The following is a 25,637-nucleotide window of genomic DNA, read 5'->3' as shown; positions in this document are numbered from 1 at the left end:
GTTCTAGCACAAAATGGAAAACCGGCACGCTACGTGCCAAAAACAATCAGCAAGGCATTCTTCAACTCTGTGACCTCAAATACTCAGCCCATTTGAGAAGTAGTGCTCGACACTCCTCAGGCGACTTCACTGGAAGAGCGTTGCTCGTAGGTTGCCATACAGCGAACATGTCGTCTGGAAAGTCCGGTCCATCGATGAGTATCCCTACTTTCGGCCAGTTCCCCAAAACCTTTAGAGTCGAAGTCTTATAAGAGAAAACCGCGTGAGGTTCGGTATACCCAGTGTTGGAAGTTTGGTAGACACATTGGAGCGGTTGAAAGCCCTCATTGTCCCTTTGGAACTCTTGTGACAGCCAATGCGTGGCAAGCTCGGAATGGTAACCGCTTCTGCGTGTTTTTGTTAAGAGATAGATGTTTACGTCTTCAAACCTCAAACATCGCTTTCCACAAAACCTGATCAGATTGGGATGCTCGACCAGCATTTTCCGCCACAGCACACTCTCGTCCGCACCTCCAACACCATTTTGGATAGTGGCCTGCAGAGAACCAACGGGTTCCCTCGGGTCAAACTCAGAGAGCACTTCCTTTACCAAGTCGCGCTTTGCTTCCCTGCTCTCTGTCTGGGTATCTGCCCTTAGCAAGCGCTTCCAGCTCACATCACGGTCTGAATCCTTCAAGAGATTCTTGTTGTATTTATAATCAAGCAGATAATCCCCCTTGCACAAGAGCGCGCGCTCCCACAGAAAATCTTCGAAGCGACCCTCGACAGGGAACACCTCCCTCGCGCGCTCAAACCAGAACTCAAAAGCTCGCTGGAAGTCTTTGTGTTCTTTCTCATCCCATGAACGATCAAGACTCCAAACACCGTAAATCCCAGAAAACTGCATTAAGAATTCGACTTGGCCTCGAAAATACTCGTGGGTCTCTGCTTTCTCAATCAGCGGTCTCCACTGAAAAGGCGTCAAAATTAGGCTGGCCTTGATACGTTCTTCGCGTTGCTGCTGTTGGTTCAGACCGCCAATCACCTCGCACGTTGCGACGCGCTCCAGAAGCTGATCGCCCTCGCCGTAACTGGCGAGAGTTTGGACAGCCAAGAGGGCGTTTGCAAAACGGTCATAACGCTCAATCTCTGAAGCATGAACAAGGTTACAAACCAAGCGCATCCACTCATGGAATGCATCTGGATTTAACTCACGGTCTTTCTGGGAGAGCAAGAAAGCAAAGTAGGCGTATCGCTTCACCCAATCACTCATTGAACCTTCGCCGGTATTCAGGATCTCCGCAAAGTCAGCCACTTCGTCGTAATAGTCGCTGCGGCCTAGGTAACTGAGTTCCTCGCCGGATGCAGCGAGTCGATTCAAGAGGTCCGCCAGGCGCTCAACAAATGCACGATCAAGTAGGCCCAACTCACGCAGAGACTGCAGCGAAACAGGCTTCCTCAGAAAAGATGTGAGATCTGCAGCAAGTAAGGTGTTGTCGCGGCCCGAATCGACCAAACTCACTAGTCCGAAGAGCTTAAAGAAGTTCAGAAACTGCCGATCGACCTCGTTACTTCCACCAACGCGGTGCTTCCAGAAAATGTCCGTCCAGTCAGTGTCCATTTTTAGGCTAAAGTATTGAGCCCAAGAAAAGGCCGATCCCGGGTAGAGCTCGCCTTGAAAACACCCTTTAACAAACTCTTCAATTTGGACCTTGAAAATCTCAAAGGGGGTTAGTGCCTTTCCTCTCGCATTCATCTTGATGTAGAGGTCATCCGACAGATTGAACTCGTCCAGCGGCAGGTATTGGAACTCAATCGGCGAGGCGTTTACTAGCCTGGAATAACCATCCTCCAGATCGTGTAGTCGCTGGTGAATCGCATCAATCACGGTAAGAACACCTCTCACAGTAGGGTCTCTCAACCAAGCCAATAAGAACCAGTTTTGATCACGAATAGTGCTTTGAACGGAATCCATTTGAGACAAACTGGAGATATCCAATGGTTGCTCTACCAGCCGGTCGAAGAAATCGCGTGCACTCGGTCGCGTCAGGTAGGAAAACTTCGCATGGTGTCCATCCCACATCACAGCCCGGAAATCCGATTGAGCTCCATTGCGACTGGCCAGATACCAGTGCAACAAGAACAACGTCGTGAGACGTTGTTGGCCGTCTAGCGGCTCCAGAAAGCCGTCTGACCGCCGGCCATAAACAAAATCCAAATTCAGGGTCTTGCCCGTAGCATCTCGAATGGCTTCAGCGAGTGCATCCAGAAAAGACTCGCGAACTTGTGTATTCTCTTCGCGGCCTTGCGCATAATCGCGTTGGAGCAGTGGGATACGAATGCCGCCCTCTTTCACAACATCCAAGAATGTAGTCATACTCGCTCCTGAAAAGTGAGGGGTTCGAAGAAACGTTCAAACGTGCTCAACATCGTCTTCCAATACTCTTCCTGGTCTTGTTCGTCCCAATACATCAATTGCGACGGCGTCTTGGTGTAGTATTTCAGGAAGACATTACGGGTAGCAGGCGGAACAAATTGCCCCTCGAAGTCCAGCCCAATGATGGACAATCGTTTCACCGGAAAGATTGAATTCTTGTATCCCCGATTGGTGCTGCTATCGAGCAAAACCAAATTGGAGATCGAGTTGCCATCGCCAAAATCTCCCGATTCTCTTGCGACTTCACGAATTCCCATGAAGAGGTGTTCGAAGAGCGCGTCGTCAGCGAGACCTTTTTCAATGGCCATTTCAACCTCCTGCTTGAGGGGGGCAGCCTGCTCCACGGTTGCGAGAAAATCGCAAGCACGCTCCAACCATGCTCGTCTGTCGGCTGGACTTCCGGGAATGTACTCCGCCACTGAACGCACATGCTCAATATCCCATCGATCGTTGACCAAAGCCCCAAAATGAAAACGGTGGTTCGAACCATCGTTCTGAAGCATTTCGGCGATATTGAATAGCAAGAGCGTTGCACGAATCGCTCTTCGGTCGCGGCTTTCATCGTACGAGAGTTCCTCAAGATGCTCCATCAACCTTGAGAACAATCCTTCTTCTGGAACGTGTGTCTGAACCTGAAAAACCTTCCAAATCTCTTTCAGTACGTAGCGTTCAAATGCCCGCCGATTTAAGGATTGCCTGCGATTCAGGAGTTTCACTAGCCAATCTTTCCCCTTTCGCTCATCTTCAGCACTTGTGGTCAAGAAACCCACCAGATGGAAGAGCGTGCGATCCTCAAACCATTCCTCCAGTGTGGCCGCCATGTGTTTAAAATCCTTCCAGAGGATGCGAACGTCTCCGGACTCAAACAATTTTTGAAACTCCAAGAACGTCTGCAATTGGTCGCCCTTTGCAAACTCCTCGGTCGAGTTCACGCGAACAAATAGATCAAAGAGAAACTCAATCCGTGTGGAACGCGACGAGCTGTTCTGCAAGAAGTACCAAAACTCATCGCGATGAAGTTGCTTCTCCAAGAGATCCCAATCTTGGGCGATCTGGTTACGCTCGGAGCTGTGCAAATCATTACTTTCACTCAAGAAAAGGGCTCGAATCAACTCTGAATTCGTTAGAGGAATTCGGCCCATGTTTAGGCGAATAAAGGCTTCCGCAGGCTTTTGGCTCTGATCCAACTCATACCATATCACGCGCACATTTGGCCCCTCATCATCCGGCTGAATGAACGTGGTTAGAAGATGCAGGTTCATCGTTCCGCGGCTACTGACCCACTCTCGGATGACGGCCCACGTGTCATAGATATGGGCGAAATCGATGTTTGCATCCTTAAGCGACTCTTGTGGATCCATCAGATAGCCGTGGCTATCCATTCGCGTTTCATATTCGACGCTGAAAACCGAGCTCAACAGTCCCGGGGCTAATCCGCCCAACTCACGCAAAATCAGTAGTATTGTGGTCAGTCGCTGCTGCCCATCTATCAACTCCCAAGAGCCGTCTTCACGGGGGCTAACCACGATCGGTTGCAGGCAGTAGAAGCTACTGCCGGATGTATTCTTCTTACTCTCTTTGTAGAAAGCTTCCACATCGTTGAGCAGGGCTTCCACCTCCCGTTTCGTCCATCGGTATCCACGTTGATAGTCTGGAACGAAAAATCGTTCGTTCAGAAGGTCTCCGACGGACCTCAGTCTCAGTTCTGCCACATATCCTCCAACCGCCGAACCTCGGCTCCGGCGCTTTGATTTGTTTGCTCGAGAGTGTCAAGGTTCCTGGAGTTCAACAAGCGCAAACGGTAAAAAAGAAGAGGCGGCACGTTTCATGCCGGAGCTAAAGATACTGGGTCAATTCCTAGGCTTCACGCAAATTGTTGATGAAGGAGGTCTTTGTTCAAGTGTAGCAAGCCCTCTTCACGCCTCAGCACCATGTAGCCGTCGCGATTCAGCACGTTCATGAGTGGCGAGATCATTCTGGCGACCCTACTCTCGTCGCGATTCATACAACGTGCGAGTTGGGAAACGGTGGTGCGCCCTTCACGTTCGAGCGCAAATGAAAGAACCACCTTCAAGTCGTTCCCCTGAACGCCGTGTCGGTCGAGACGTTCGCGCAAGACAGGACTCTCAAGGAGGTTCAAAACGAGCTCTGGAGTTTTGAAGGACGGTAGGTTGGAGGGAAGGACCGACTCCACTGTCTCGTGCGATGCCACCGTTCCCAGTCCTTCTTCGAGATCTTCCCATGTGATGTCCAGGGAGCCGCTCGGTCGAATCACCTGGGTGGCTAGCTCGCGCTTGCTCTCCAAAAGGTCATGGAGCAACTTATCCAGTGAATTCAACGTCGGGTGCATCACCACTGGGAGGTGGACGGTCACGTCGCGCGTCTGTCCAATACGATAAGCGCGGTCTGTGGCCTGCATCTCTTTGGCCGGATTCCAGGGGCGCGTCACATGGAACACATGATTCGCACCGGTCACGTTCACACCCACGCCCGCCGCATCCGTCGACATGATGATGCAACCAAACCCCTTGCCCTCATTGAAGCGATCGATGAGCGACTGTCGGGAATTTCCAGCCACTTCCCCATTCACGATTCGAGGATGAATCTTGAACTCACCAGTCAAGAAGCGCTGGAGCAAGAGCTGTAAGTCCTTAAAGCGGGTGAACAAGATCGCCTTTTCACCGGCGCTCGCGACATGCTCCAGAGCCTCGCGAAGATACGCGAACTTGGCACTCATCTCCATGAGCTCCGCGCCTTGGGTCTCCTGCGTGAAGCTCTTCGAATATCCCACGGCCTCTAAGACATCCGGGTTGACGGCGAGTGGATGCGCACAGGCCATAATCAGTCCGCTAATCGCGGGCAGAGGGCCTTGCTGAGTTGCCACATACCAGCGTCTGACCGCATCGTAAATCTCGAACTGTTGGGGGCTCATCGGTGCTTCAAACACCTGGTGAGTCTTGTTCGGAAGCTGATCAGCGAGCTCCTCCTCCTTGGTTCGGCGCAGATAATGATTGCCCAACGCAGCGAGCAACCCTTGGGCCGCCTGGTCCCCTTCTGGCCCGCGTCGCTCGATCGGCTCTTCATACCTTGCCTTAAAGTCTGCTTTGGAACTCAGAAGACTGGGCTGCGCAAAGTCCATGATTGCCCAGAGCTCCTCCCTTCCTTCGGTTCGAAGAAGATCGCGAGACAATCGAGTTTCAGAGCGTGCTCTATACAGCCAAGGCTGGAGAGCCAGCGAATCTCATAGGCCTTACTGTTGGACTCGCATACTTCGTCAAGGGCTTGGGTTCCTATCAAAAGACGGTTTTAGGTGGTGAAACAGCCAAGATATTGGACTCCGTTGTGGACCTTGCAAAAGACAAAGCATCTGGCGTTCTCTCTCAAGAAATCGAGGCGGGTATGTTCGGAGGCTGGCTGTTTTCGAACATCGATCTCAACCATGATCGATGGATTACGATTATCCCCCAAAATGGCAACATGGTTGGCGGGTCGTGTGGCAAACTCTGTGTGGATCCTCTCGAGATAGGTGAAGAGGTCTTGGTTTTGGCCCCAAGGGAAGATCTTTTTCTACTTAAGTCGGAGGCGATCATTGTTGATGGAGAGATACTACCAATCGAAGTTCAGTTTCACCCTACTGTGAGAGCGGTTGAGCCTGGAGAGTTGATAGATATTGAGTTTCAGATAAGCAACGCGCTTGACAATGAACTGAGGTGGCAAGTCGATGATGGCATCACACAGCCGTTCACTACAAACGTGGATTGGGGCTACTTCTCCTACGGTACTCCCACCGATGAAAGCCTCTATCCACTTCTGATTCGTGCTGAATCCGCAGCAAAAACGGGACTTCGAAAGCCCAGCCTTGGCCCCGTTCCTCGTCGAGGCAACACCATCTTGGTCCTGGAAGAGTTTGTGGTCTTTCCCACCAGTGAGTGTCTTTCAGTGGGCCAATCCGTAGCCTTCAACCCTTCGGCGTCTTCACACATCGGCCAAGAAGCAACAATCACATGGAGCCCTGAGATAGAAGACGGTGTGTTTAGAGCCGAAGCAGAGGGCGAGTATGAACTCTGGGCAACCGCCACCTGGCCAAACCGAGACCCCATCACCCGCCAAATGAAGGTTCAAGTCGGCGACTGCCAATGCAGGTACCAGACCTTTGGACCTGCTCATAAAAGTGGAAAATTCGAAATCACGGGAACCTCGATTTTCTCTCAAGATCTTGGAGGGACCGTGTTCATGCTGAACTTCCCAGATGGCTCACTTCTCCAATGGGTTTCACCGCAGTCTACGATTGTATCCGGTTCTTTCCCTGCGAGTTGGCAAGCTCATCTTGGGAGTGCAGGAGTATGGACGAACGCAAACGGATGGAGAGATCGTGCATTTGTTGAAGTGGATGCGGATGGCGAGCACTTTGAAATTCGATTTGAGGGACTTGTGCGGTCGACCGCCCCGCCTGGTGCAGCGGGTGCCGCTTTCACGTCATTTGAAGGAGACCCAGGCAATGGCTGGTATTACATCGACTACCAGCTCGCCAAAGTACGGGCCCTGAGATTTGAGGGGAATGGCTTTGAGTGTCAAAACGAGCTGACTTACTCAAATCGTTAGAATGCGCGGCTGACACCGAGACGGATTGAGGAGGCGTTTGCAGCCGCACCGTCCATATTCCAGAATGGAAAGTTGTAGGAGCGGTTATCCGCGGTTTTTGGCTGAACGCCGGTGTTTGCGCTCAACGATACGCCGATATCGTAAGGTGCAGCGTAGCTGAGGCCTACCGAGGTGCGGACGAACTGGCCAACGCCACGGCCTGGATCGGCAACGGGTGCGGTGAACTCGTCTTGCTCGAACACGTCGTATGCCCACGAAGTCACGAAGGCGTAGGAGACGCTGAACGAGAGATCATCGATGATGCTAAAACGAGCCGAGAAGCTGTTGGAGAGGGCGTATTCCGTGTTTACGCCGTCAATCGCTGTGAGGCCTGCGCCGAGGCGCTCCGAGCCGCCAGCACGCCAAATCACGTTATCGGCACCGGCCACTTCGTCTTCCACCACGGGGCTTGTGAACTCGTGGAAATCTTTACCAAAGCCGAGGCTGTAGCCGAGCGTAAGTTTGTCGAAGATCGTCCAGCTTGCACTGCCCGATAGAGCCGTTCCCAAATAGAGTGAGCTTGCTTGACTCAGAGCCGAGGTGGGTAGAGTCAGACTTAGACCTGCACTCACCGAGAGTCCGGTTCCTTCAAAGGAGTATCCCGACCAGCCCAACCCAAGGCTGATATCCTGAAAACGGAACTCGCCTGGCTCGTTGATGCCGCCACCATTGGTCAGCCATTGAACCACCGCGAGGCTAGCATCTACGGTGAAGTCGTCGGTGATCTTGTAGGATGGACTTACGGCAAGTGAGAGGCTCCAGCGGTCGTAGGCATTGTCGCCGGCGTCCACTTCATCTGCGAATTCCGTGTCATTGGACACTGAGGCAAAGGTGCCCTGGCCCACCGAAGTACCGAGGCTGACAGACACGCCCCAATCTTTGGAGGCTTCTTCAATCTCGTCTTCTGCGATTTCCGTATCTTGTTCGATGACTGCTTGACCGGGTGCGTCGGCACCAGGGATATCGCTCTGGCCTGGAGGCTGGGCGCTAGCGGGGGCTTGAGCGCTCGCCAGCGCAGGAACGAACATCGCGGCAGCAATCAGTTTGGAAACATTTTTCATTCTTTCTCCTGGGGGCACCCTGAATCTAGAGGGAGCCGTGCACGAACTAACGATTACATTCAAGGCGTCAGTTGTTGCAAGGCTCATACCTACTCAAAAGGAAGCACGAGCCGTCGGCGCCTGAATCAGGTCAAAACGGCGCGCATCCTAAGTATTCCCGCCGGAATTTGTCAAGGACTCAATGTGGCCGGATGTGTGTGCATGTACGCACACCTTTTAACGACGTCAATCTCGATAACCTTCGCTATCAAACTCTTCGTCGTAGAACTCGTCGGACAGCGCCACGTTGATCGCTTTCGGGTACTTCTTTCCGTCGTTACCACCGAACTGGAACTCCACTGGAATCACCTCGCCCAGGACATAAGCGGGGAGCCGTGCTCGCAGGTCATCATCCACTACGTTGGCGATATGGAAGAAGAATTTCCGCTCGTCTTCGGTCTGGATGAAGCCAAAGCCCTTGTCGGTAAAGTAGGCGATGATTTTTCCGTCAAGCGAGTCGCCGATCACAAGATCGTCGTCAACGAATTTACGCTCGAGCCGATTGAGCGCTTCTTCGACCTCGAAGAATTGGAATGAGCAATCCTCATGAATTCTGACGCCGACGGAGCGGTGCTGGGAAAAACGTCGGTCGAATAGTGCGGTGACACAGGCACCGAAGGCCACGGGCACCCCGCCCGTTTCAAAGGCATCGTCGCTAACTTCGATATAAATCGACTTCATTACGACGCCACGTTTGGACGCCTGAATGAATTTCGTCAGTTCCTCCACGTTGTCTTTTGCGGTGGTGATATGAACCCCAAGGTTCACGTGCGCATGAACATCTCTTAGCCGGGTGAGCGTAAAATCAAGCCCGTACATCCGCACGAACGTCTCGTCCACCTGAAGCTGAGCTCCCACGGTCTCGAGGTGGGTTTTGAGCCGCTCTGCAATAGCACCATTTCCATTCGACATGTCTACCTCAATCCAATTCACAAAAGACTAACAACAAAGTCCCCGCGCATCTTCCCCAAGACTTACGAAAATGAGTTCATGCATTTCAGGGGGCATGGGATACCTGCACTATATTCGCACTGTCAAACAAAACCGGAGGCTGATTTGTTTCCTTCACATTCGGCTCACGCCTTGATTTATCAAGCGTTTCGTAAGAAAGGATTCCTATGAACACCTTGAATTGTCCCGACTGTCAGACACCACTTCGTCCTATTACAAATTCGGACGTCGTCATCGATGTTTGCCCTCGATGCCGGGGCATATGGTTGGATGCGGGAGAGTTCGATCTGGTGCTCGGGCAAAAGTTATCCAGCCAAATACGCGAGAGCGCGATTCTTAATCCGGCTATCTCTTTGGAGCCCAGACTCTGCCCGCGGGATTCAGAAGATCTACGAATTGCGGACCTTGGAGGCGCTGAGCTCGACACTTGTCCCACGTGCCGCGGCATCTGGGTCGAAGCAGCAGACCTCGATGCCCTAAAAGACGCCCCAGAGCCGGCTCCACAAGAGACCCAACCGGAAGAGCCACAGATTCGCGTTGAGCGCCCGCCTCTACAAGACCTTGGCACTGCCATTTGCGCCTCGTGTGGCGAGGAGACACCGATTCAGCGCTCGCTTAAACGTATGGACTCGTTTTGGTGTGAAGCGTGTGTGATCGAAGGCGATTATCCGGGAGGAAACGGCCCGCCAGTACAACGCAGGATTAAGGAAGCCGCGCTTGCACGAGCCAAGGCGGAGGTCCGACACACCGCGGCCAAAAACTCACGTGATGCACGGATAGACAACGCCGACTATCACACGTATCACAAGGGCCGCCGCGTCAACACCTGGGCCCCAGAGGAATACGACCTGCTCTTCGACAGGTTCAGGTTCTGGGTCCGAGACGTGGTCGATGGTTTCAAGGGTAAGAAGAAATGAGCGACGAAAACCACGAGCTTGAAGCGCATCGCCCTTTCGTCAGGGATGTGAATCAAGAGGTTTCTGGGGTGTATGGCTGGGGAGGATTTTCCATCTTGCTCACCCTTTCCGCCTGGATTGGCGGCGTATTCCTTATGAATGCCGAGACCCGGGTCTTCTCTTGGCTCCTCGCCTTGGTGGTCTTATTAGCAGGGCTCAAAGTCTTGAGCGGTGTGCTCAGGAAAAGGCGCGCTCGCACCCGCGAGAGAGTTAGCGCATATTGTGATACGAATGAACTTCAGGTCGAAGAGCTTCGGGAATACTTTCGCCAAGACGACACCTATCCATTCTTCATGGCTGTTTTCGAAGAACCAGGAAAAAAGACCACATGATCGAGCAATCCTACGAGTTTTTGTCCAAGGGCGGATGGATCATGATCCCCATCGCCCTCTGCTCAGTGGTGGCGTTGGCCTTGTTCATTGAGCGCCTGTGGAGCTTGCAAAAGAATCGGGCTCTACCGCCACGGTTTTTGGAAGTCATCGACAAGCTGCTCAGGCAGGAACGCTACGCGGAAGCAGAAGCCCTCTGCCATCAGAGCGAGTCGCATATCGCCCGAATTTTGGAAGAAGGGATTCGTTACGCCGGACGCGACCAAGCCGTAATCCGCGAGCGAATGGAGGCTGCCGGTCAGCGCGAAGTCTACTTCATGGAACGCTTCACAGGAGCACTGGGAGCGATTGCGACAGTGGCGCCGCTTTTAGGCCTGCTCGGCACTGTGACCGGTATGATCAGCGTCTTCCAACGCGTTGTGGCGCAGGCTTCTCAAGGCCAGGCTGTGGACCCGGGCGGGCTGGCAAACGGCATCTGGGAGGCCCTGATCACCACGGCTGCAGGCCTTACCGTAGCTATCCCGGCCTACCTCGCCTATCGCTTCGTTCTAAGCATTGTGGACCGTTACGCCGTAGACATGGCGGACATCGCGCTCAAGGCGTCTGAGTACCTCGTGCCTGAGGCACAACGCCCAGCCATGGCCTTTCGCGATTCAGTCGAGAATGACGGTTCTAAAGACGTGAACACAGACTCCGAAAAAGGAGATGACGCGTGAACTTCCGTCACTCCGCCAAACGAAGAATTGACGCAACCGTTGAGATCATGCCCTTGATCGACGTGGTCTTCTTGTTGCTGATTTTCTTCATGATCACCACTACGTTCACGCAGGACTCCAAGGAACAGTCCATTCCTATCAACCTGCCGAGCGGTGTGGCGGGACAGGCTGCCGGTGAGGGTGATTCCGTGATCCTCTCCGTCACACCTGAGGGCGACGTGGTCTTCGAAGGCAAGTTGGTGCCGGAGGGCGAAACTCTCGAGACCAGGCTCGACAACCTCTACAAGACAAACCCAGATGTAGATATTTTGCTTCGTGGAGACAGTGAAGTCAGCCACGGAGAAATCGTGAGAATCCTCGACACCATCAAGTCCAAAGGCTTCAAACGCGCCAACTTGGTGATCACTCGCCCGGAATGACTCGCAGAAAAAAGTTGCGCAACCCGCCCAACCTACTAGTCTAGGGCGAGGATAGTTTCGACCTACGCATGACGCGGCCCCGGACGGGGTAAACCAAGAGCCTTCAAGGATGAAGCGCGCTCTCATTTTCGTAATTACCGGCGTGGTGATCGCCGGCCTCGCCTACTACGCGTTCACGCATCAGAACATTGAGCGCGTGGAGCACCTTAAAGGCGAACTGGCGAAACTCGAGGCACAAAACCAAGCGCTCGCCAACGAAAACGAAAAACTTGAGGAGACAATCGCGGCGCTCAAGGACGACCCTCGTCTCGCTGAACGGCGTGCACGCGCCTCAGGCATGGCAAGGTCCACTGAAGTCATCTACCAATTCGAGGAACCCGAAGCCCCAACTCCAGTACAGGCACTGCTCAAGGTCGGGATCGACTCCTGCGAGCTCGCCGGAAAGGTGGTTCCTTACGCCGAACTTTCACAAGCCCTCGACAACCTGAAAACTCAGGTTCCTGGGGCCAAATTGAAGGTGAGCTTCGACGAGCACGTTGACGCCCTGCAACGCCAACACGTGCGCGACGCGATTGAAGTTTCGTCGTTCAAATCGGCGAATTTCGAGGATGACTAGGATGCCAAGAAACTCGCATAAAAACTCCAAACACCTCTATCCATCGCTGATTTTGATGGGCGTCGCGTCCGCGATCGGTTCTGCTTACGCCTTTGGGGGCATCGCTGCTGGGCCAGTCTGGCTACTCATCGGTCTCCTGGCGCTGACTTCGTTGCCACCGACGATATTCTTTGCTCAATGGCAAAAGAAGTCCAAGATTGGACCGCTACAAGAAGCCTCGCTCGCCGTGTCGTTCATGGTTGGTGCGTTCATCGCGGCCTCGCTCCTCGAGAAGCTCGGGGTGTCTGGCTCAGCGCTCGTCTACATTGTTTTGGTCTTGTTGGTCACATTGCACTCCAAGACCGGCGGATTTGTAGCGCTCGGCACCGCACTGGCTCTCTCCTGGGGCCCATTTTTCCTGGGTGAAACGGCAGCGAGCCTCAACGAACTCATCGCTCAGTCTGCGTTCCTTCTGGTCTTTTCGGGGCTCTCTACCCTGGTACACAGCGCGGAAATCTTCGAACGAAGAAAGCGCCATCAGCGCGAGGTTGCCGAAGAAAAAGAAGGGCTACTGCGGCAGGCTCGCGAGCTCCGGCTGCTCTCGAGCCAACGTACCGAACTTGAGCTTCCGCAGGAGGCCAAGGCCGAACTTATTGCGCGCGAGGCCGTGGTTGCCGTCAACCACGCGATCTACGTGACCGTATCCATGCTCAAAACGGCCCTGAAAGCTCATACCGTGGTGCTTCTCTGGTTCGACGTCAAAGGCGAGTACCTGCACATCAAGGAACTCTTGAGCGAGAGTGACCACATCATCGAACACGGCATCGAGCCTGCGCGTGGCGTCATCGGAGGCATCACGAGGCGGCGCGAAGCCGTTGAACTCCAAGACCTCAAAGCAGGGTTCCGCGGCATCCCGTACTACACAGAGCCCCAGAACATCACTGAGTTTGCGGGCATTCCTGTGGTCGAAAACGGGCACCTCCGCGGCGTTCTTTGTGTAGACCGAAAAACTCGCGAGCCTATTGGCCCAGACGCGTTGAAACTCATGGAAGATACGGCCGCGTATCTGGTACGCGCCATCGAGAATCAGCGTCAGTTTGCGGCGATGGAGCGCTCGAAACACGAACTCACCCGCTTCTTCGAGGCCAGCCGAAAGCTCAACAACGTGCTGACCTCCGAGGATGTTTATAAGGTTGCGCTCGCGAGCGCAGACGAGATTGCACCATGGGAGTTCGCGGCCATCTCGATCACGTCTGAGAAGGGAGCGCATCAGGTCAGCGCCATCGAGGCACGCGGCCCATTCGAGCACCTTTCGCGACTCAAGGGCATGGAGTTTGAAGATGATACGGGACTCGTCTCGATGGTCCTCAAGAATCGACATTACCTTCCTTATGGAGGTGTGGTGCGCGATTCGAGCGTTCAGCTTTTCTCGAGCTTCCCACCGATCGAAGGCCTCAAAAGCCTTCTCGTGATTCCGCTCATCGCTCAAGATCAGACCATTGGAACGCTAGTGGTTGGCCACTCTCAGGCGAATCATTTCTCACGAGAGCGCCGAGAGATGCTCGAGGTGGTCAGCAACCAAGTCGCCCCCACTCTGCACAACGCGCGTCTTTACGAGCAGATGGAGCTCATGGCCACGACAGATGGCCTCACGGGCCTTGCGAATCACCGGTCCTTCCAGACCAGACTCGACGAGACCATCGCGCGGCACCGCCGCACGGGGCGTGGCTTTGCGGTGATCCTGACGGATATCGACCACTTCAAGAGCGTCAACGATACGTACGGCCATCCGGTGGGCGACGAAGTCTTGCGACAAGTGTCGGCGAACTTCGCCGGAAACCTGCGTGAGACGGACCTCGCAGCTCGATACGGTGGCGAAGAATTCGCTATGATTTTGGAAGACACTGACCTCGAGGCCGCCCTCTTGACTGCCAATCGTCTGCGAACCGAAATCAAGAAGCTCGTCTTCGACTCGGACCAGGGGCCCTTCTCGATTACGATTTCGATGGGCGTAGGCTATTGGCCAGAAGATGCTGACCATAAGCAAGAGCTCATCGAGCTCACCGACCAGGCGCTCTACTACTCCAAGCAGAATGGTCGAGACCGCGTCACAGCTCACCAACACATGATTCGCAAAGCGTCGTGAAATGGCGAGCTCAACTGCGTGCTTGAATTGTCGGCCAAGGGCTTTAGAATCGAGCCCATGAAAACACGACTGGGCGCCCTGATACTATTCCTCTTCACGTCCCCTGCTCTCGCGCAGCAGGAGATCGACCTTTTTGAAGGCCAAGACGAGCTTCCAACCAAAGCACTCTCCGTATCGGACGTCTCAGGGCAAGAGTTCTTGCCGTCCATAGAGGGAGCCGATTCAAGCGCAGCACCGCCTCAGGGCACCATCACCATCATGTTCGAGAAACAGGACACGTCCATTTTGGTGCCGGTCAAGATCAGGGGGAAAGATGCTTATTTCCTCTTCGATACGGGCGCCACGTACACCACAGTTTCCTCGGCATTTGCCAAGTCAGTTGGCTCCCTGCCCCCAAAAGATGGGCCAAGTCTCATGCTCCAAACCGCAAACGGACAACGCCAGGCGCAGATGGGCATTCTTGATAATTTCTCCTTAGGTGGGCGCGTCCATAACGGCGTTTCTTACGTAGTTTGCGACTCTTGTCCGGCGGGGATCTACAAAGGGAAGCCGATTGTCGGCCTTCTGGGTAGAAACGTCATCGGGCGATATCGCTACAGCATCGACGAGGGGCTTGGGAAAATCACGATGATCCCCGCCACGAACTACAGCGACCGCATTCGTGACATCGAGAACTGGCTTTCCATCGAAAAGTCCGGCGTTGAGAAGTCCGAGTTCGAACGCGCCAAGTTTGTGGTCGAACTCAAGAATCGCGCGCCGAAATCGGTCACATCCGTTGAAGTCGTTCTGGAGTGTACCGGGAACGAAATCTCACTCGGTCGCACATCCATCCCGAGCCGGCAGACCCGAAAATTCGAGAGTTGGATCAAGTACGGAGAGTGCAACAATCCAAGTTTCTCCCTCCGCTCTCCCACCTGGTAGACCTCTACTTTGCGAATTCTGGTCATCACCAGCTCCATTCCTCGATTCACGGGCGATATCGCGGGTCAGTTTGTTTCTGAACACGCCGAGGTACTGCGTGCAGCGGGCCACAGCGTGGACGTTTTGGCGTGGGCCGAAGGTGATGAAACGAGCACAGATGCAGCGTGGGTTCGCTACTCTAAGAAACCTCGCGGACTCTTTTTTGGAGCGGGTGGTCCCGAGAACTTGGAAGCACATCCTTCCCGCGCACTCTTTGCCCCACAGGCTCTCGGAGCCATGCTCAAAGAGGCTCTCAGGCGCGGCCAGGCTGCCGATTTGATCATCGGCCATTGGTTGATTCCCGGAGGTCTTGTGGCGCGATACGCCGCGAAGATTCTGGATAAACCGTCACTAGTCATCGGGCATAGTGCCGGGGTCCATCTCCTCTGCAAGCTTCCGAAGTCCATGGCGCGTCCACTCGCCGACCTCATCCTCGATGGCCCAACGAGTCTTCCTTCGGAAGCGCTCAAAGCCAAAATCCACACCCTTTCAGACGCCAGACATATCCGAATTCTACCGATGGGTTTTCCCCTCAACCCTGTTTCGTCCGCCCCCAAAGCGCCCGAGGCTGTGTTCATGGGACGGCTCGTGCCCATCAAGAATATCGAACTCGCGATTGAGGCTGTCCACCTCTCTGAGACGTGCGAACGGCTCCATATCTTGGGAGACGGGCCCTTGCGCGAAAAACTCGAGCGACTTGCCGACCCGTCGCGCGTGACATTTCACGGCATTTTACAGGGCCAAGAGAAAGCCGAGATTCTCTCGCGGGCAGCGTTGAGCCTCTTTCCTTCAAAAGTGGAACACGAGCGATTTGAGGGCCTTCCTGTGAGCCTTCTCGAGTGCGCGGCGGCCGGAGCCGTCCCGATCATCGGCGAAATCCCGTCTGCAGCAAAACTCGTTCTGGACCGGCGTCAAACCCCGCCGTTGCGTGCGGACGCGTGGGCGAGCTCTATCGACCATCTGCTAAACTCGGACGAGCTGCGCCAAAACGTGCAAAACACTACCCATGAGTTCTCGTGGGAGTCTTTGGGTAAAGATTGGAACCGCTGGATTGATGCTTGTCTTCTCCAATTCCGTTCCTAGCTTCAGTCGCGACTACCACGAAAACATTCAGGCAATTCGCCGGACCTGGGACGTCACTGAGACGTTTCAAGTTTCGTCTCGAGGAGACCCAATGTTGTGGGCAGTTGCAACCGCATTTTTCGTAGCCTGGGTGGTTGGTTTGACGTCAACTTATGCTGAAAGTGGCTTTATTCACGTTCCGTTGGTGATCGCCATCGCGGTGATCCTTGCGGGCGTAGTCATGAAGAGACGAACGACCTAAACGCGGCTTCCCAGAGTACGGGCAACGACCTTTCTTGCGGCACCACGGATCAAGATCTTAGAGATCGGGGCGATGACTTTGTGTATCGCGAGGCCAGAAACTTCGTCGGCGTAGACAGGGCGTACAGGTACTTCAGCGATTCTGAGGCCAGCATCCGAAAGCCTGAGAATCAGGTCGTTCGGGTAGCCATATCTGGGGTAAACGCGGTCCAAATCGACCTTATGAGCCGCACTCGCCGAAATAGCGGTATAGCCGCATTGCGAATCATCTAAGGGGACTCCAGCTACAAAGGCCGTGGCGCGCGCCAACACATGAGTCCCAAAACGACGGACACCGGGCATATCATTGGCGAGCGGGTGCGCGAGGCGATTGCCTTTGACGTAATCGGCCCTTCCCTCGATGACGGGTTCAACCAACGCCGGCAAGTCGGCAGGGTCCATCTGATCATCCCCGGCCATCACGACCAAGATATCGGCGCCAGCCACGATTCCTGCGCGATACCCACGACGAATCGCCGCGCCAACGCCCGCGTTGGTCTGTCGAATGACCTCGCCCGGGCGCCCGCCTAGAGCCACTGTCGCAGCAATATGCGTGTGGTCAGCCGACCCATCATCCACCACCACGATATAGTCCACATAATCCGGGACTCGCCCGATGGTCCGAGCGATGAGACGCTCTTCATTGTAGGCCGGAATGACCACCGCAACGTGTTTTTCTTTCAACATCTCGGGCTCAAACTACAAGTCCAAAATCAGCGCGCAGGTTGTAGGAACCATGCCTGTGGGTCAATCGCTTTTCCACCTTGGCGCAGCTCGAAATAGAATTTTGGACCCTCGAGACTACCCGTCTCGCCGCTCAATCCCAGAGTTGCACCCTTTCCAACTTTCTCGCCCGTCTTCACGCTGATCTTGTCCAGATGGGCATAAAGCGAATGATAGCCACCGCCGTGGTCGAGGATCACCAACATCCCATAACCCTCGAAATGGTGCGCATACACCACGAGTCCGTCGGCGCTGGAGCGAACCTCAGTTCCTTTAGGCGTACGGAACGTCCAGCCGGTATGACGAATCGTCACGTCTGCCGCGGAGGTCGCCCGCACTCCAAACTTGAACGAAGGTGGTGTGGTCACGGGCACCAAAAGCGTACCTTTAAGTTTGTGGAAGTCACGATCCGTCTCGTACTTCAACATCTCGAGCATCGAGTCGTGCAGAGTCTGGTCTGTACGCATCAAATCGGCCTTTAGGTTCGGGTCCTTGGCGGCAGTCTTCAAAACTTCGTCCCGCTCGGCCCGGCGTTGGGCGCCCTCGGCCTTATGCTGAGCGAAAACCACCGCACTACTTGCGCGCAGGCGAATCAACGACTCCACGTGGGACTGCTCGTTGTCGACTTTCTGAAGGACTTCGAGATCCGCCAATTTCGGCTCAATGGCTCGCGTCGAAGCGAGCTCCAAAAGGTTTTTGGTGTCCTGGTCCTCCCAGGTCAACCCGCGCCGATTAGAGGCGGCTTCCCATGCGCCCAGAGTCGCGACCACGCGGCGTCTGATGGAAACTGCCGCCCGCTCCGCCAAATCACGTTGAAGCGCAGCCTGCGCAATGGATTTGTCCAGCTCCTCTACAGTCTTCTCATGCTCGCTGGCGCTGAGCTCGGCCTCGTGTGCCTCCACTTCGAGCCTATCGAGCTTGGCAAAAATGGTCTGCGGCTTTGTGAACGCAAACGATGTTCCGACGGCTCCCACCAACAAGACCAAAACCAGGGCGTGGACTTTAAACATGATAGGCCTCCAAGAGCCTAGGCGCGAGCCCGCTCGGCCGCATTGAGGGCCGTGAATGCGCCAATCCTATCAAAAACCCGAGTCCTGCACCAAAGACCACCGGTGCCAACACAAAAGGCCAGACGTAGACCATGGTGGTAGAGATCCCCAAGAGCGTTTGGGCGATACTCTGAGCGACCACCAGGACAACCACCAACACGGTCGCGGCCACACCGCCCGCCCAGCCGCCAACACCAACGCCGCGCACTAGCGTTGGTCGGCGCAACGAGGCTGACGATGCTCCAAAAACACTCATCATGTCGGCCATCTCCCGCTCGCTCTCCATCAGTCGCCTCAGGTAACCCGAGAGCAGCAGGCAAAAGGCCAAAAGAGAGAGGAGCGCCAATAGACTAGAGAAGATGAGCCCGCCAGATATCATCGAGAGAACGCGAACTCCGGCCACACCGGGAACCTGAACTCGGTCTACCTCCATACGGGCCTCAAGACCGGCCGTTTTTGAGACCAGGTCGATATGACCGCTAAGCCCCTGAGTTGGCACGAGGATCATCGACGTAGGCAGCATTGAGTCGGAAATTCCCAAGGACTCAATAGACTCGCGCCCCAAGCGCGACTCCAGCGAACGTTTGGCCTGTGCGGGGCTTCTAAGCTCAACCTCACTTACCGAGGGCCAAGACTCGAGTTCGGCGCGAAGCTCTTTGACCTGCGCTTCGCTCGCATCGGGGACCAAGTAGACCACGGGTTGGTACGACTCAATCCAACGGCTGGCCACATCTTGCCCACCAAACACGACCATAAAGGCCAAACACGGGAAGATGAGCGCCGCCGCGAGCGCCACGATCATCGAGAAAGTCTGTGCTCTATTTCGCCGAAAAATCTCAAGAGGTGACTCGATCATTGGGCACCTCCGGCGAGCTCTACGATCACGGGTTGCTCGATTTGAATCAGCGCCCCTTCATCGAGGCGATAACGCTCACCGCGCCGCGCATTCTCGCTGAATTCACGCCCGAATAGGACCACCGAGGAGCCACTCAGGTGACACGCCCGCAACTCGTTCATGAGCGGTTTGGCGAATCTCGGTTCAAGTTGCTCCAGCAGGCTATCGAGTAGGATAAGCTCGGGTTCACCGATCATGGCGAGCATCACGCCGAGGCATAGTCTTTCTTGCCGTGAACACTCTTCCACACGAATGTCGCGCAGGTACTCGAGGTCGAGCCGTTCGAGCAGGCCTTCGGCATGGCTCAACGCCATCCGAGGCTCGTGACGCACCACAAAAGGAACGACCAAATTCTCAATCACCGTGCGGTCCCGAAGGAGCTGTGGAGTCTCTGCGCAGCTGCCAATATGACGACGCAGCTCGGCAATATCGGCCGCGTCTGCCTTGTCCAGATTCCTGCCACCAATGACCAATTTGCTCGGGCGCGCCGCACGCCCGCGAAGACTCAGAATCGAGAAAAGCAAACTCTTTCCCGATGCAGAGGGTCCCACGATTTCAACCCACGCCCCTCGGGCCACTTCTAGACTGATATCGTTCAGAACCCGCATTCCCCTGCGCGGATCTTCGACGTTGACGTGAAAACACGAAATAATGGGCGCATCCTTGCGCATAATACCTCACTCTGCGTTCATCCTTGAACACAAGTTTTTATCCCAGAAACGCCTCAACCATGGCTGTCAGGGATAGGTCTTCTTTAGGGGCAAAACACCCCTCGTACGCACGCGTACCGGTGCGCGGAATCTCCAGCATACCCGTAGGAAGAGCCATCCTTGGAGGGCTCATCTTTGGCGGAGCGATTTTCGGTCCGTCGAGTTCTTCTGGAGTAATCATCATCGTCGGCTGGTCGGCGTCCGAGTCATCCGCCAGAGTACCCTTTGAACTCTTGGCCGCATCAGCCGCCTCTGCTGCTGCTGCATCGGCATTGAGCGCCGCTTGAAGACTCGCCAAATCCACCGACTCGCCCATCCCTGGGTCGATATCAAAGGCCTCTGGATTCTGCTCCATCTCAAGCGCTGACGACGGCACCCTGTCCTGTCCAGGACTGAATTCTTCTTCGTCCACCACGACCTCGCCCGTGTTGAGCGGTTCGAGGCCGACCATGGAGTCGTATTCTCCGGACTTAAGCTTTTTGTAGAGATTTCGGTGAGCGGCCTGCATCATGGTGCGAATCTTCGTGGTCCGCGCCTCCTCATCCTTCTCCGAATCCACAATCTTCTGGTAGGACACAATCGTCGTGTCCAGAATGGCACCACCACAAAAGATTTGCGTCTCTATCTGGGCCGCTGGTAAACCACGGTCCTCAGTTTGGATGTGGAACGTCTTTCCCCGATGTTCTAGATCATTATTAAAGCCGATCTGCATCCGCTGGCTCCGCTCTGTTCATGAATGGCGACTTCTCTATCTAACGTTTTAACACAACAGATCACCGGATGAAAGCTATCTTATCGGCACTTTTGCTGAGTTTTTTTCTCTCAGCAACCTCCTGGGCAGAATCTCCCGATCAGGACTTCGATGCTCTGGTGCAAAAGCGCGGGCTGAAACCCGCAACGTGCCTGCTCTTCGTAGACGCCGCGTCCATTGAGGCCCGCACGCAGAAATGGCGAGCGCTGATTCAAGATTGGTGGACCCAAAACCCTGAACACTTGACGGCCTGGATCATCGGGGCTGCAAAACCGCCACAATCCGTCGTCGAAGAATCTACGAATCAGAAAGACTGCATGCTCGTCTCCCTGATTGTGGCTGCGGCGGACCCGAGCAATGAAATGGTCGTTCATTGGGGTGACGAGAATCACGACGCGAGCGCCATGCCTCGTATCTTCGACCGATTTCAAACCGATACCCGATTTAGAAGGAATCTCATCGACTGGATTACTCGCTCGGATTATCGCGATGCGCGCGAACAGTCCTACATCTGGCACCGCAAGTTCGTGTTTCGTGGCAATCCCTTCAATCGCGTGTCAGCCCACGCCGCAAAGAAATGCGAGCTCCCCGAAGGAAGAACCTGGAATCCGGCCATGAGCAGTCATCGAACCTGCTGGTTCGAAACCCTCAGTACCGAAGAGCGCGAGGTCGAGATTCTCGGGGCATCCGCAGCCCCCGGCATCTCGAGGCACCATTGGGGAACCGACTTCGACCTCTTCAGCCTAAATCCACGCAATTTTGTGGACGGGGCCCGTATGAACGACGAATACCAATGGCTCGCAAAGCATGGAGTGCATTGGGGATACTCACAGGCCTATATCGGCGGGCATCAAGACCACGGCTATATGGAAGAGCGCTGGCATTGGTCCTACGTGCCCATCGCGGCAGCGCTACAAGAACATGTGAGGGCGAACGAGGCCCATTTTGCGGCCGCGCTGAATGCACAATGGGACAGTTTTGAATCTCGTTGGGGCAGCAAACATCCCGAAGATAGGCGTTTTTTCAACTTTATTCGTGAAAACTGGAGACCTTTCATGTTTCACGTCAACCAAGGATTTTCCAAATGAGAAAAGCTCTTTTGCTCTGGGCATTGCTCGGATTCGGCTGCGCCCCAGAAGCTAAAGTCATCGACAGCCCGCTCGTCCAACACATCGAGAAGGGGAAAGAGGCTGCACCTGAGAAGGTCTTTGACCACAGCGTGTGGAATGAATTGCTCGCCGCCGCGTCCCTACCCGCGGAGTCAAAGGTTCGCTACCAGGTCTTCTTAGACCGGAAGGCAGAGCTCGAATCGTATCTGCAAGCCCTGGCGGACGCCGATCTCAAATCGCTCAACCGCGACGAACAAATGGCACTCCTCATCAACGCCTATAACGCCTACACGGTGAAGCTGATTTTGGAGAAGTACCCGGCCATCAAGAGCATCAAGGATATCGACGACCCGTGGAAACAAAAACGCTGGGTCGTAGGCGGTGAAACCTTGAGCCTAGACGATATCGAGCACGGTCTATTGCGTCCCATCTACAAAGACCCGCGGATTCATTTCGCCGTCAACTGCGCCTCAATCGGCTGCCCTCCCCTGGCCGACTTCGCGTTTACGGGACCCAAACTCGAAGCACAGCTCGAGTCAGTCACTTCGTCCACACTGAAGAATCCAGCCTACGCACGGCTCAGCGGGTCGACCTTGGAGCTGACGTCAATCCTCGACTGGTATGGGTCGGACTTCACGAACACCTCGTTCAAAGGCCACCAGAAGACCGTTGCGGCGTATGTGGCCAACTACAGCACCCCAGAGGTCAAGAAAGTAGTTGAGGCCGCCAATGGCGACCCCAAGGTGTCTTTCATCCCTTATGATTGGAAGCTAAACGATAAGCTTTGAGCTTATTGCACGAGCTGCTCGAGCCCAGCGATTTCCGGGGCTTCCTCTGGCGGCGTCGTGATTCGTGTTGCCGCAGGGTAATTGGCCTCGAAGAGACGAACAGTCTTGTCCTCGATAGCGTCTTTGAGCATTTGCTCAAGGACCGGGCCGTACTTGGTCACAGGCTCGCCGAAGTTTGAGATCGGACGCGAGAAGAGAGCTGGCCATGAGCCCAACAACTGGGAGATCTTGGTGCCGCGGATTTCGAGCGCAAGCTCATCGCGGGTTTCAGCCAACTTCTCGTCGGTCGCTTCCTGCTTCGACTTCAAACGCACGATGAAACTTGAACCGGTGACTTGGTAGACCTTCTTAGCAAGAGGCTCCGCCTCGGTAAGCTTGAAGACATCGAGCGCGAGTTCCTTGCTCTTTCCAATTCCTGGGATCATGTCCCAAGGGCGTCCAAGGCCCGGCATCGGACGGCCGAGCAAAGCCGAGAGGTCTTGGCCTTCAAGCGTTACGTCTTGGGCCACTGCCACCGAGAGAGCGTCCCATGGACTTTCTGGACGGACACCGTCTTCACCAGCGGCAGGCTTGAGCGAGTCAAGAGCTGCCTGAAGGTCAGTCTGGCTGCCAGCAGCGGCGAGGAGAGCATCCGCCATCCGCTTGATCTCGGCGTCAACCTTCTGAGTTTTCAGAATCGTACCTGCGATGTCGCGCTCAACCTCGCTAAGCGGGGTTACTTTGGCTTCCTTCCGCTCTTCGACCTTCACCAACATATAGGCAAAATCGGTCTCCACTTCTCGGACGTCGCCGACCTTCGCATCAGCAATAGCTTTGGCGATATTCTGGTCCAAGTTTTCAAGGGTCGACCAATCCATCAGCCCTTGTTTTTCCTTAGCAAAGTCTTCGGTCAACTCACCTGCCACATCAGCAAAATTCTCGGACTCAACGCGTGTCTTGGCGGTCGCGAACTTCTTCGCTGCTTCCTCACGCTTATCGTCACCTTCTGCCTCGCCGGGCTTGAGGATGAAGATACGTCGCAGTCGAACTTCTTCGGCATCCTCATAGTCGGCCTTATTATCGGTGTAGTACTTCTCAACGACTTCCTTATTCTCTGCGAGGAAAGCGGTGACTTCTTCGTCGCTGACTTGGATAGCGTCCATCAGAGTCTCTGGGTCGAGCTTGATGTACTCAAAGGTCACCGATTCGTTTCGAACTTTGTGGAGTTCCCGAATCTCCCACTCTGAAGCTTGGATCTGAGCTTCGAGCAAGCTTACGTACTTGCGGGCGAGCAATTCGCGACGCTTGAAATCCTCGTACTTCGGAAGTGGGGTCCGAAGCTGATTTTGCACGTATGCCTTATAGAATGGGCCATCGAATGAGCCGCTTTGCCCGTAAGCATAGAGGAATTCGAAGTTGTTCAGCGGATCTTTGATATAGGCCTGAAGCTCATCATCGCTGACGCGCAACCCGAGCTCCTCGGCTTTCTCAGCCATCACGTGGATCATCAGAAGCGCGCGCAGTGCGACCGCTTGCTGGCTTTGAATCTGCGATTCATCCACCGTGCGCTGTCCGCCAAAGGTACGGTTGTAAATGATATTGACGTCGTCTGTATGAAGGTCTTCACCCCCTACTTTCGCCACCAACGCGCGCTGAGTAGCCGAGCCGCAGCCATCGAGTGGAGCTCCGAAGAACACCGCGAAGACCACGATCAACACACCGACCATAATGTAAGTCCAACCACTTCTGGAGGCTGAACGAATATCCTGCAACATAGGACTTCCTGCACAATTCTTGTGTTATTTTGCGAGCTTCCGCCGCTCCCGCGGACGAAAGGCACCGGATGTTAGCGGCACACCTTAAGATTGGCAAGCCAACTCGCCTATTAACTCGGTGATTGCCAAACAACTGACGCTGATTCTTCGAGAAGATCGTTGCTACTCGAACCCCGCCCGTGTACAAACACCGCGGGAGTGCAACGCCCTCCCTCTGGAAACGTCTATGTTGAGCAAACTTCTCGGACTATTTTCAAACGACCTCGCGATCGACCTCGGTACCGCGAATACCCTCGTGTACGCACGGGGCAAGGGTATCGTGTGTTCTGAACCATCGGTTGTGGCGGTTCAAAAAGACGCCAAACATGGCAAGGGCCGGGTCAAAGCAGTGGGGCGCGCAGCCAAGGAAATGCTCGGGCGAACCCCCGGAAGCATCGTTGCAATCCGCCCCATGAAAGACGGTGTGATCGCAGACTTTGAGATCACCGAAGCCATGCTTCGATATTTCATCGCTCAAGCGCACAACCATCGAAAGCTCATCAGTCCTCGCATCATCATCTGTGTGCCGTTCGGCATCACCGAAGTTGAGAAACGAGCCGTGCGCGAATCAGCCCTCCAGGCTGGCGCCCGAGACGTCTATCTCATCGAAGAGCCCATGGCCGCTGCCATCGGCGCCGGGCTACCCATCGCAGAGCCGTCCGGTAATATGATCGTCGACGTCGGTGGCGGAACCACTGAGGTGGCCGTCATCAGCTTGTCCGGCATCGTGTACTCGCAGTCAGTGCGCGTGGGCGGCGACAAGATGGATGAGGCGATCATTCAGCACATGAAACGCAAATACAATCTCTTGGTGGGCGAGCGCACCGCCGAGATGATCAAATGCACCATTGGCACGGCCTACCCCACTGAGGAGGTCATGACCATGGAGGTCAAGGGCCGCGACCTTGTCGCCGGACTTCCAAAGACCCTCGAGGTCAACTCCGATGAAATCCGCGAGGCGCTTCAAGAACCCATCAATGCCATCGTCGAGGCGGTTCGAATCGCGCTCGAGCGCACGCCACCAGAACTTTCGGCGGATATCGTCGACAAGGGCATCGTGCTCGCCGGAGGCGGCGCGCTTTTGAAGAACCTCGACATCCTACTTCGCGAGGAAACCGGGCTTCCGGTGATTATCGCGGACGACCCGATGTCGGCAGTCGTGCTCGGAAGTGGTAAAGTGCTCGACGAGATCGAGCTGCTCCGCGAAGTCGCTGAGCACTCCACTTAA

General features: G+C 54.9%; 24 protein-coding genes. 13 read left to right on the top strand and 11 right to left on the bottom strand.

Annotated elements, in window-relative coordinates; genetic code table 11:
- Positions 1–61: 61 nt before the first annotated feature.
- The 3 genes from FRD01_RS19980 to FRD01_RS19970 all read right to left on the bottom strand — a co-directional run bounded on the left by FRD01_RS19980 (position 62) and on the right by FRD01_RS19970 (position 5,606).
- A complete protein-coding gene (locus FRD01_RS19980) occupies positions 62–2,356 on the bottom strand; it encodes a DUF262 domain-containing protein (RefSeq protein ID WP_146962705.1) in 2,295 nt (764 codons plus the stop codon).
- Complete coding sequence (locus tag FRD01_RS19975) at positions 2,353–4,128, bottom strand: DUF262 domain-containing protein (RefSeq protein ID WP_146962704.1); 1,776 nt, start codon at positions 4,126–4,128, stop codon at positions 2,353–2,355. Before FRD01_RS19975 ends, FRD01_RS19980 begins: the two co-directional genes overlap by 4 nt.
- 152 nt (positions 4,129–4,280) lie before the next feature.
- Positions 4,281–5,606 carry a DEAD/DEAH box helicase gene (locus FRD01_RS19970; protein ID WP_146962703.1) on the bottom strand — a complete coding sequence of 442 codons (1,326 nt, stop codon included), beginning with the start codon at positions 5,604–5,606 and terminating at the stop codon, positions 4,281–4,283.
- Positions 5,607–5,620: 14 nt separating this feature from the next.
- Here FRD01_RS19970 and FRD01_RS19965 point away from each other — a divergent pair, with 14 nt between their 5' ends.
- On the top strand, positions 5,621–7,018 hold the full coding sequence (locus tag FRD01_RS19965; protein WP_146962702.1) for a hypothetical protein: 1,398 nt from the start codon (positions 5,621–5,623) through the stop codon (positions 7,016–7,018).
- Here the strand turns inward: FRD01_RS19965 and FRD01_RS19960 are convergent.
- Together FRD01_RS19960 and FRD01_RS19955 are read right to left on the bottom strand one after the other, a co-directional pair.
- Positions 7,015–8,118: a hypothetical protein gene (locus tag FRD01_RS19960; RefSeq protein ID WP_146962701.1), complete on the bottom strand. Its 1,104-nt coding sequence runs from the start codon at positions 8,116–8,118 to the stop codon at positions 7,015–7,017. The genes FRD01_RS19965 and FRD01_RS19960 overlap by 4 nt on opposite strands.
- A 225-nt stretch (positions 8,119–8,343) precedes the next feature.
- Positions 8,344–9,069, bottom strand: coding sequence for a cold-shock protein (locus FRD01_RS19955; RefSeq protein ID WP_146962700.1), 726 nt, complete (start codon positions 9,067–9,069; stop codon positions 8,344–8,346).
- Between the two features lie 206 nt (positions 9,070–9,275).
- On the opposite strand from FRD01_RS19955, the gene FRD01_RS19950 reads away from it, so the two are divergent.
- The 9 genes from FRD01_RS19950 to FRD01_RS19910 all read left to right on the top strand — a co-directional run bounded on the left by FRD01_RS19950 (position 9,276) and on the right by FRD01_RS19910 (position 16,553).
- Entirely contained in the window at positions 9,276–10,025 is a 750-nt protein-coding gene (locus FRD01_RS19950) for a TFIIB-type zinc ribbon-containing protein (protein WP_146962699.1), read from the top strand.
- Complete coding sequence (locus tag FRD01_RS19945; RefSeq protein ID WP_146962698.1) at positions 10,022–10,396, top strand: hypothetical protein; 375 nt, start codon at positions 10,022–10,024, stop codon at positions 10,394–10,396. Before FRD01_RS19950 ends, FRD01_RS19945 begins: the two co-directional genes overlap by 4 nt.
- Positions 10,393–11,109 (top strand): MotA/TolQ/ExbB proton channel family protein, encoded by a 717-nt coding sequence (locus tag FRD01_RS19940; protein WP_146962697.1) that lies wholly within the window; start codon positions 10,393–10,395, stop codon positions 11,107–11,109. Before FRD01_RS19945 ends, FRD01_RS19940 begins: the two co-directional genes overlap by 4 nt.
- Positions 11,106–11,528 carry an ExbD/TolR family protein gene (locus FRD01_RS19935; protein WP_146962696.1) on the top strand — a complete coding sequence of 141 codons (423 nt, stop codon included), beginning with the start codon at positions 11,106–11,108 and terminating at the stop codon, positions 11,526–11,528. Before FRD01_RS19940 ends, FRD01_RS19935 begins: the two co-directional genes overlap by 4 nt.
- Before the next feature lie 109 nt (positions 11,529–11,637).
- The gene (locus tag FRD01_RS19930) at positions 11,638–12,144 is read left to right on the top strand and encodes an FtsB family cell division protein (RefSeq protein ID WP_146962695.1); all 507 of its coding nucleotides are present in this window, start codon (positions 11,638–11,640) and stop codon (positions 12,142–12,144) included.
- A gap of 1 nt (position 12,145) precedes the next feature.
- The gene (locus FRD01_RS19925) at positions 12,146–14,269 is read left to right on the top strand and encodes a sensor domain-containing diguanylate cyclase (protein ID WP_249755772.1); all 2,124 of its coding nucleotides are present in this window, start codon (positions 12,146–12,148) and stop codon (positions 14,267–14,269) included.
- Positions 14,270–14,326: 57 nt separating this feature from the next.
- The gene (locus tag FRD01_RS19920; protein ID WP_146962693.1) at positions 14,327–15,190 is read left to right on the top strand and encodes a retropepsin-like aspartic protease family protein; all 864 of its coding nucleotides are present in this window, start codon (positions 14,327–14,329) and stop codon (positions 15,188–15,190) included.
- 9 nt (positions 15,191–15,199) lie between these two features.
- On the top strand, positions 15,200–16,312 hold the full coding sequence (locus FRD01_RS19915) for a glycosyltransferase family 4 protein (RefSeq protein WP_146962692.1): 1,113 nt from the start codon (positions 15,200–15,202) through the stop codon (positions 16,310–16,312).
- 91 nt (positions 16,313–16,403) lie between these two features.
- Positions 16,404–16,553 (top strand): lmo0937 family membrane protein, encoded by a 150-nt coding sequence (locus FRD01_RS19910; RefSeq protein ID WP_146962691.1) that lies wholly within the window; start codon positions 16,404–16,406, stop codon positions 16,551–16,553.
- Here FRD01_RS19910 and FRD01_RS19905 read toward each other — a convergent pair.
- From FRD01_RS19905 to FRD01_RS19885, 5 genes are read right to left on the bottom strand one after another with little or no spacing between them, the layout of a single operon-like run.
- The gene (locus FRD01_RS19905) at positions 16,550–17,278 is read right to left on the bottom strand and encodes a glycosyltransferase family 2 protein (protein WP_146962690.1); all 729 of its coding nucleotides are present in this window, start codon (positions 17,276–17,278) and stop codon (positions 16,550–16,552) included. The genes FRD01_RS19910 and FRD01_RS19905 overlap by 4 nt on opposite strands.
- A 26-nt stretch (positions 17,279–17,304) precedes the next feature.
- The gene (locus tag FRD01_RS19900) at positions 17,305–18,324 is read right to left on the bottom strand and encodes a murein hydrolase activator EnvC family protein (RefSeq protein ID WP_146962689.1); all 1,020 of its coding nucleotides are present in this window, start codon (positions 18,322–18,324) and stop codon (positions 17,305–17,307) included.
- The gene (locus FRD01_RS19895; RefSeq protein WP_146962688.1) at positions 18,317–19,219 is read right to left on the bottom strand and encodes a cell division protein FtsX; all 903 of its coding nucleotides are present in this window, start codon (positions 19,217–19,219) and stop codon (positions 18,317–18,319) included. Before FRD01_RS19895 ends, FRD01_RS19900 begins: the two co-directional genes overlap by 8 nt.
- The gene (locus FRD01_RS19890) at positions 19,216–19,929 is read right to left on the bottom strand and encodes an ATP-binding cassette domain-containing protein (RefSeq protein ID WP_146962687.1); all 714 of its coding nucleotides are present in this window, start codon (positions 19,927–19,929) and stop codon (positions 19,216–19,218) included. Before FRD01_RS19890 ends, FRD01_RS19895 begins: the two co-directional genes overlap by 4 nt.
- Before the next feature lie 37 nt (positions 19,930–19,966).
- Complete coding sequence (locus tag FRD01_RS19885; protein ID WP_146962686.1) at positions 19,967–20,680, bottom strand: RomY N-terminal domain-containing regulatory protein; 714 nt, start codon at positions 20,678–20,680, stop codon at positions 19,967–19,969.
- Between the two features lie 68 nt (positions 20,681–20,748).
- On the opposite strand from FRD01_RS19885, the gene FRD01_RS24490 reads away from it, so the two are divergent.
- The gene (locus FRD01_RS24490; RefSeq protein WP_249755771.1) at positions 20,749–21,807 is read left to right on the top strand and encodes a D-alanyl-D-alanine carboxypeptidase family protein; all 1,059 of its coding nucleotides are present in this window, start codon (positions 20,749–20,751) and stop codon (positions 21,805–21,807) included.
- The gene (locus FRD01_RS19875) at positions 21,804–22,616 is read left to right on the top strand and encodes a DUF547 domain-containing protein (protein ID WP_146962685.1); all 813 of its coding nucleotides are present in this window, start codon (positions 21,804–21,806) and stop codon (positions 22,614–22,616) included. Before FRD01_RS24490 ends, FRD01_RS19875 begins: the two co-directional genes overlap by 4 nt.
- A 2-nt stretch (positions 22,617–22,618) precedes the next feature.
- Here FRD01_RS19875 and FRD01_RS19870 read toward each other — a convergent pair whose 3' ends face one another.
- Complete coding sequence (locus FRD01_RS19870; RefSeq protein ID WP_146962684.1) at positions 22,619–24,370, bottom strand: peptidylprolyl isomerase; 1,752 nt, start codon at positions 24,368–24,370, stop codon at positions 22,619–22,621.
- Positions 24,371–24,596: 226 nt separating this feature from the next.
- On the opposite strand from FRD01_RS19870, the gene FRD01_RS19865 reads away from it, so the two are divergent.
- Positions 24,597–25,637 (top strand): rod shape-determining protein, encoded by a 1,041-nt coding sequence (locus FRD01_RS19865; protein WP_146962683.1) that lies wholly within the window; start codon positions 24,597–24,599, stop codon positions 25,635–25,637.

The organism is Microvenator marinus, assembly GCF_007993755.1.
GTDB lineage: Bacteria > Myxococcota_A > Bradymonadia > Bradymonadales > Bradymonadaceae > Allomicrovenator > Allomicrovenator marinus.
This window is presented reverse-complemented; position numbering and strand designations above follow the sequence as displayed.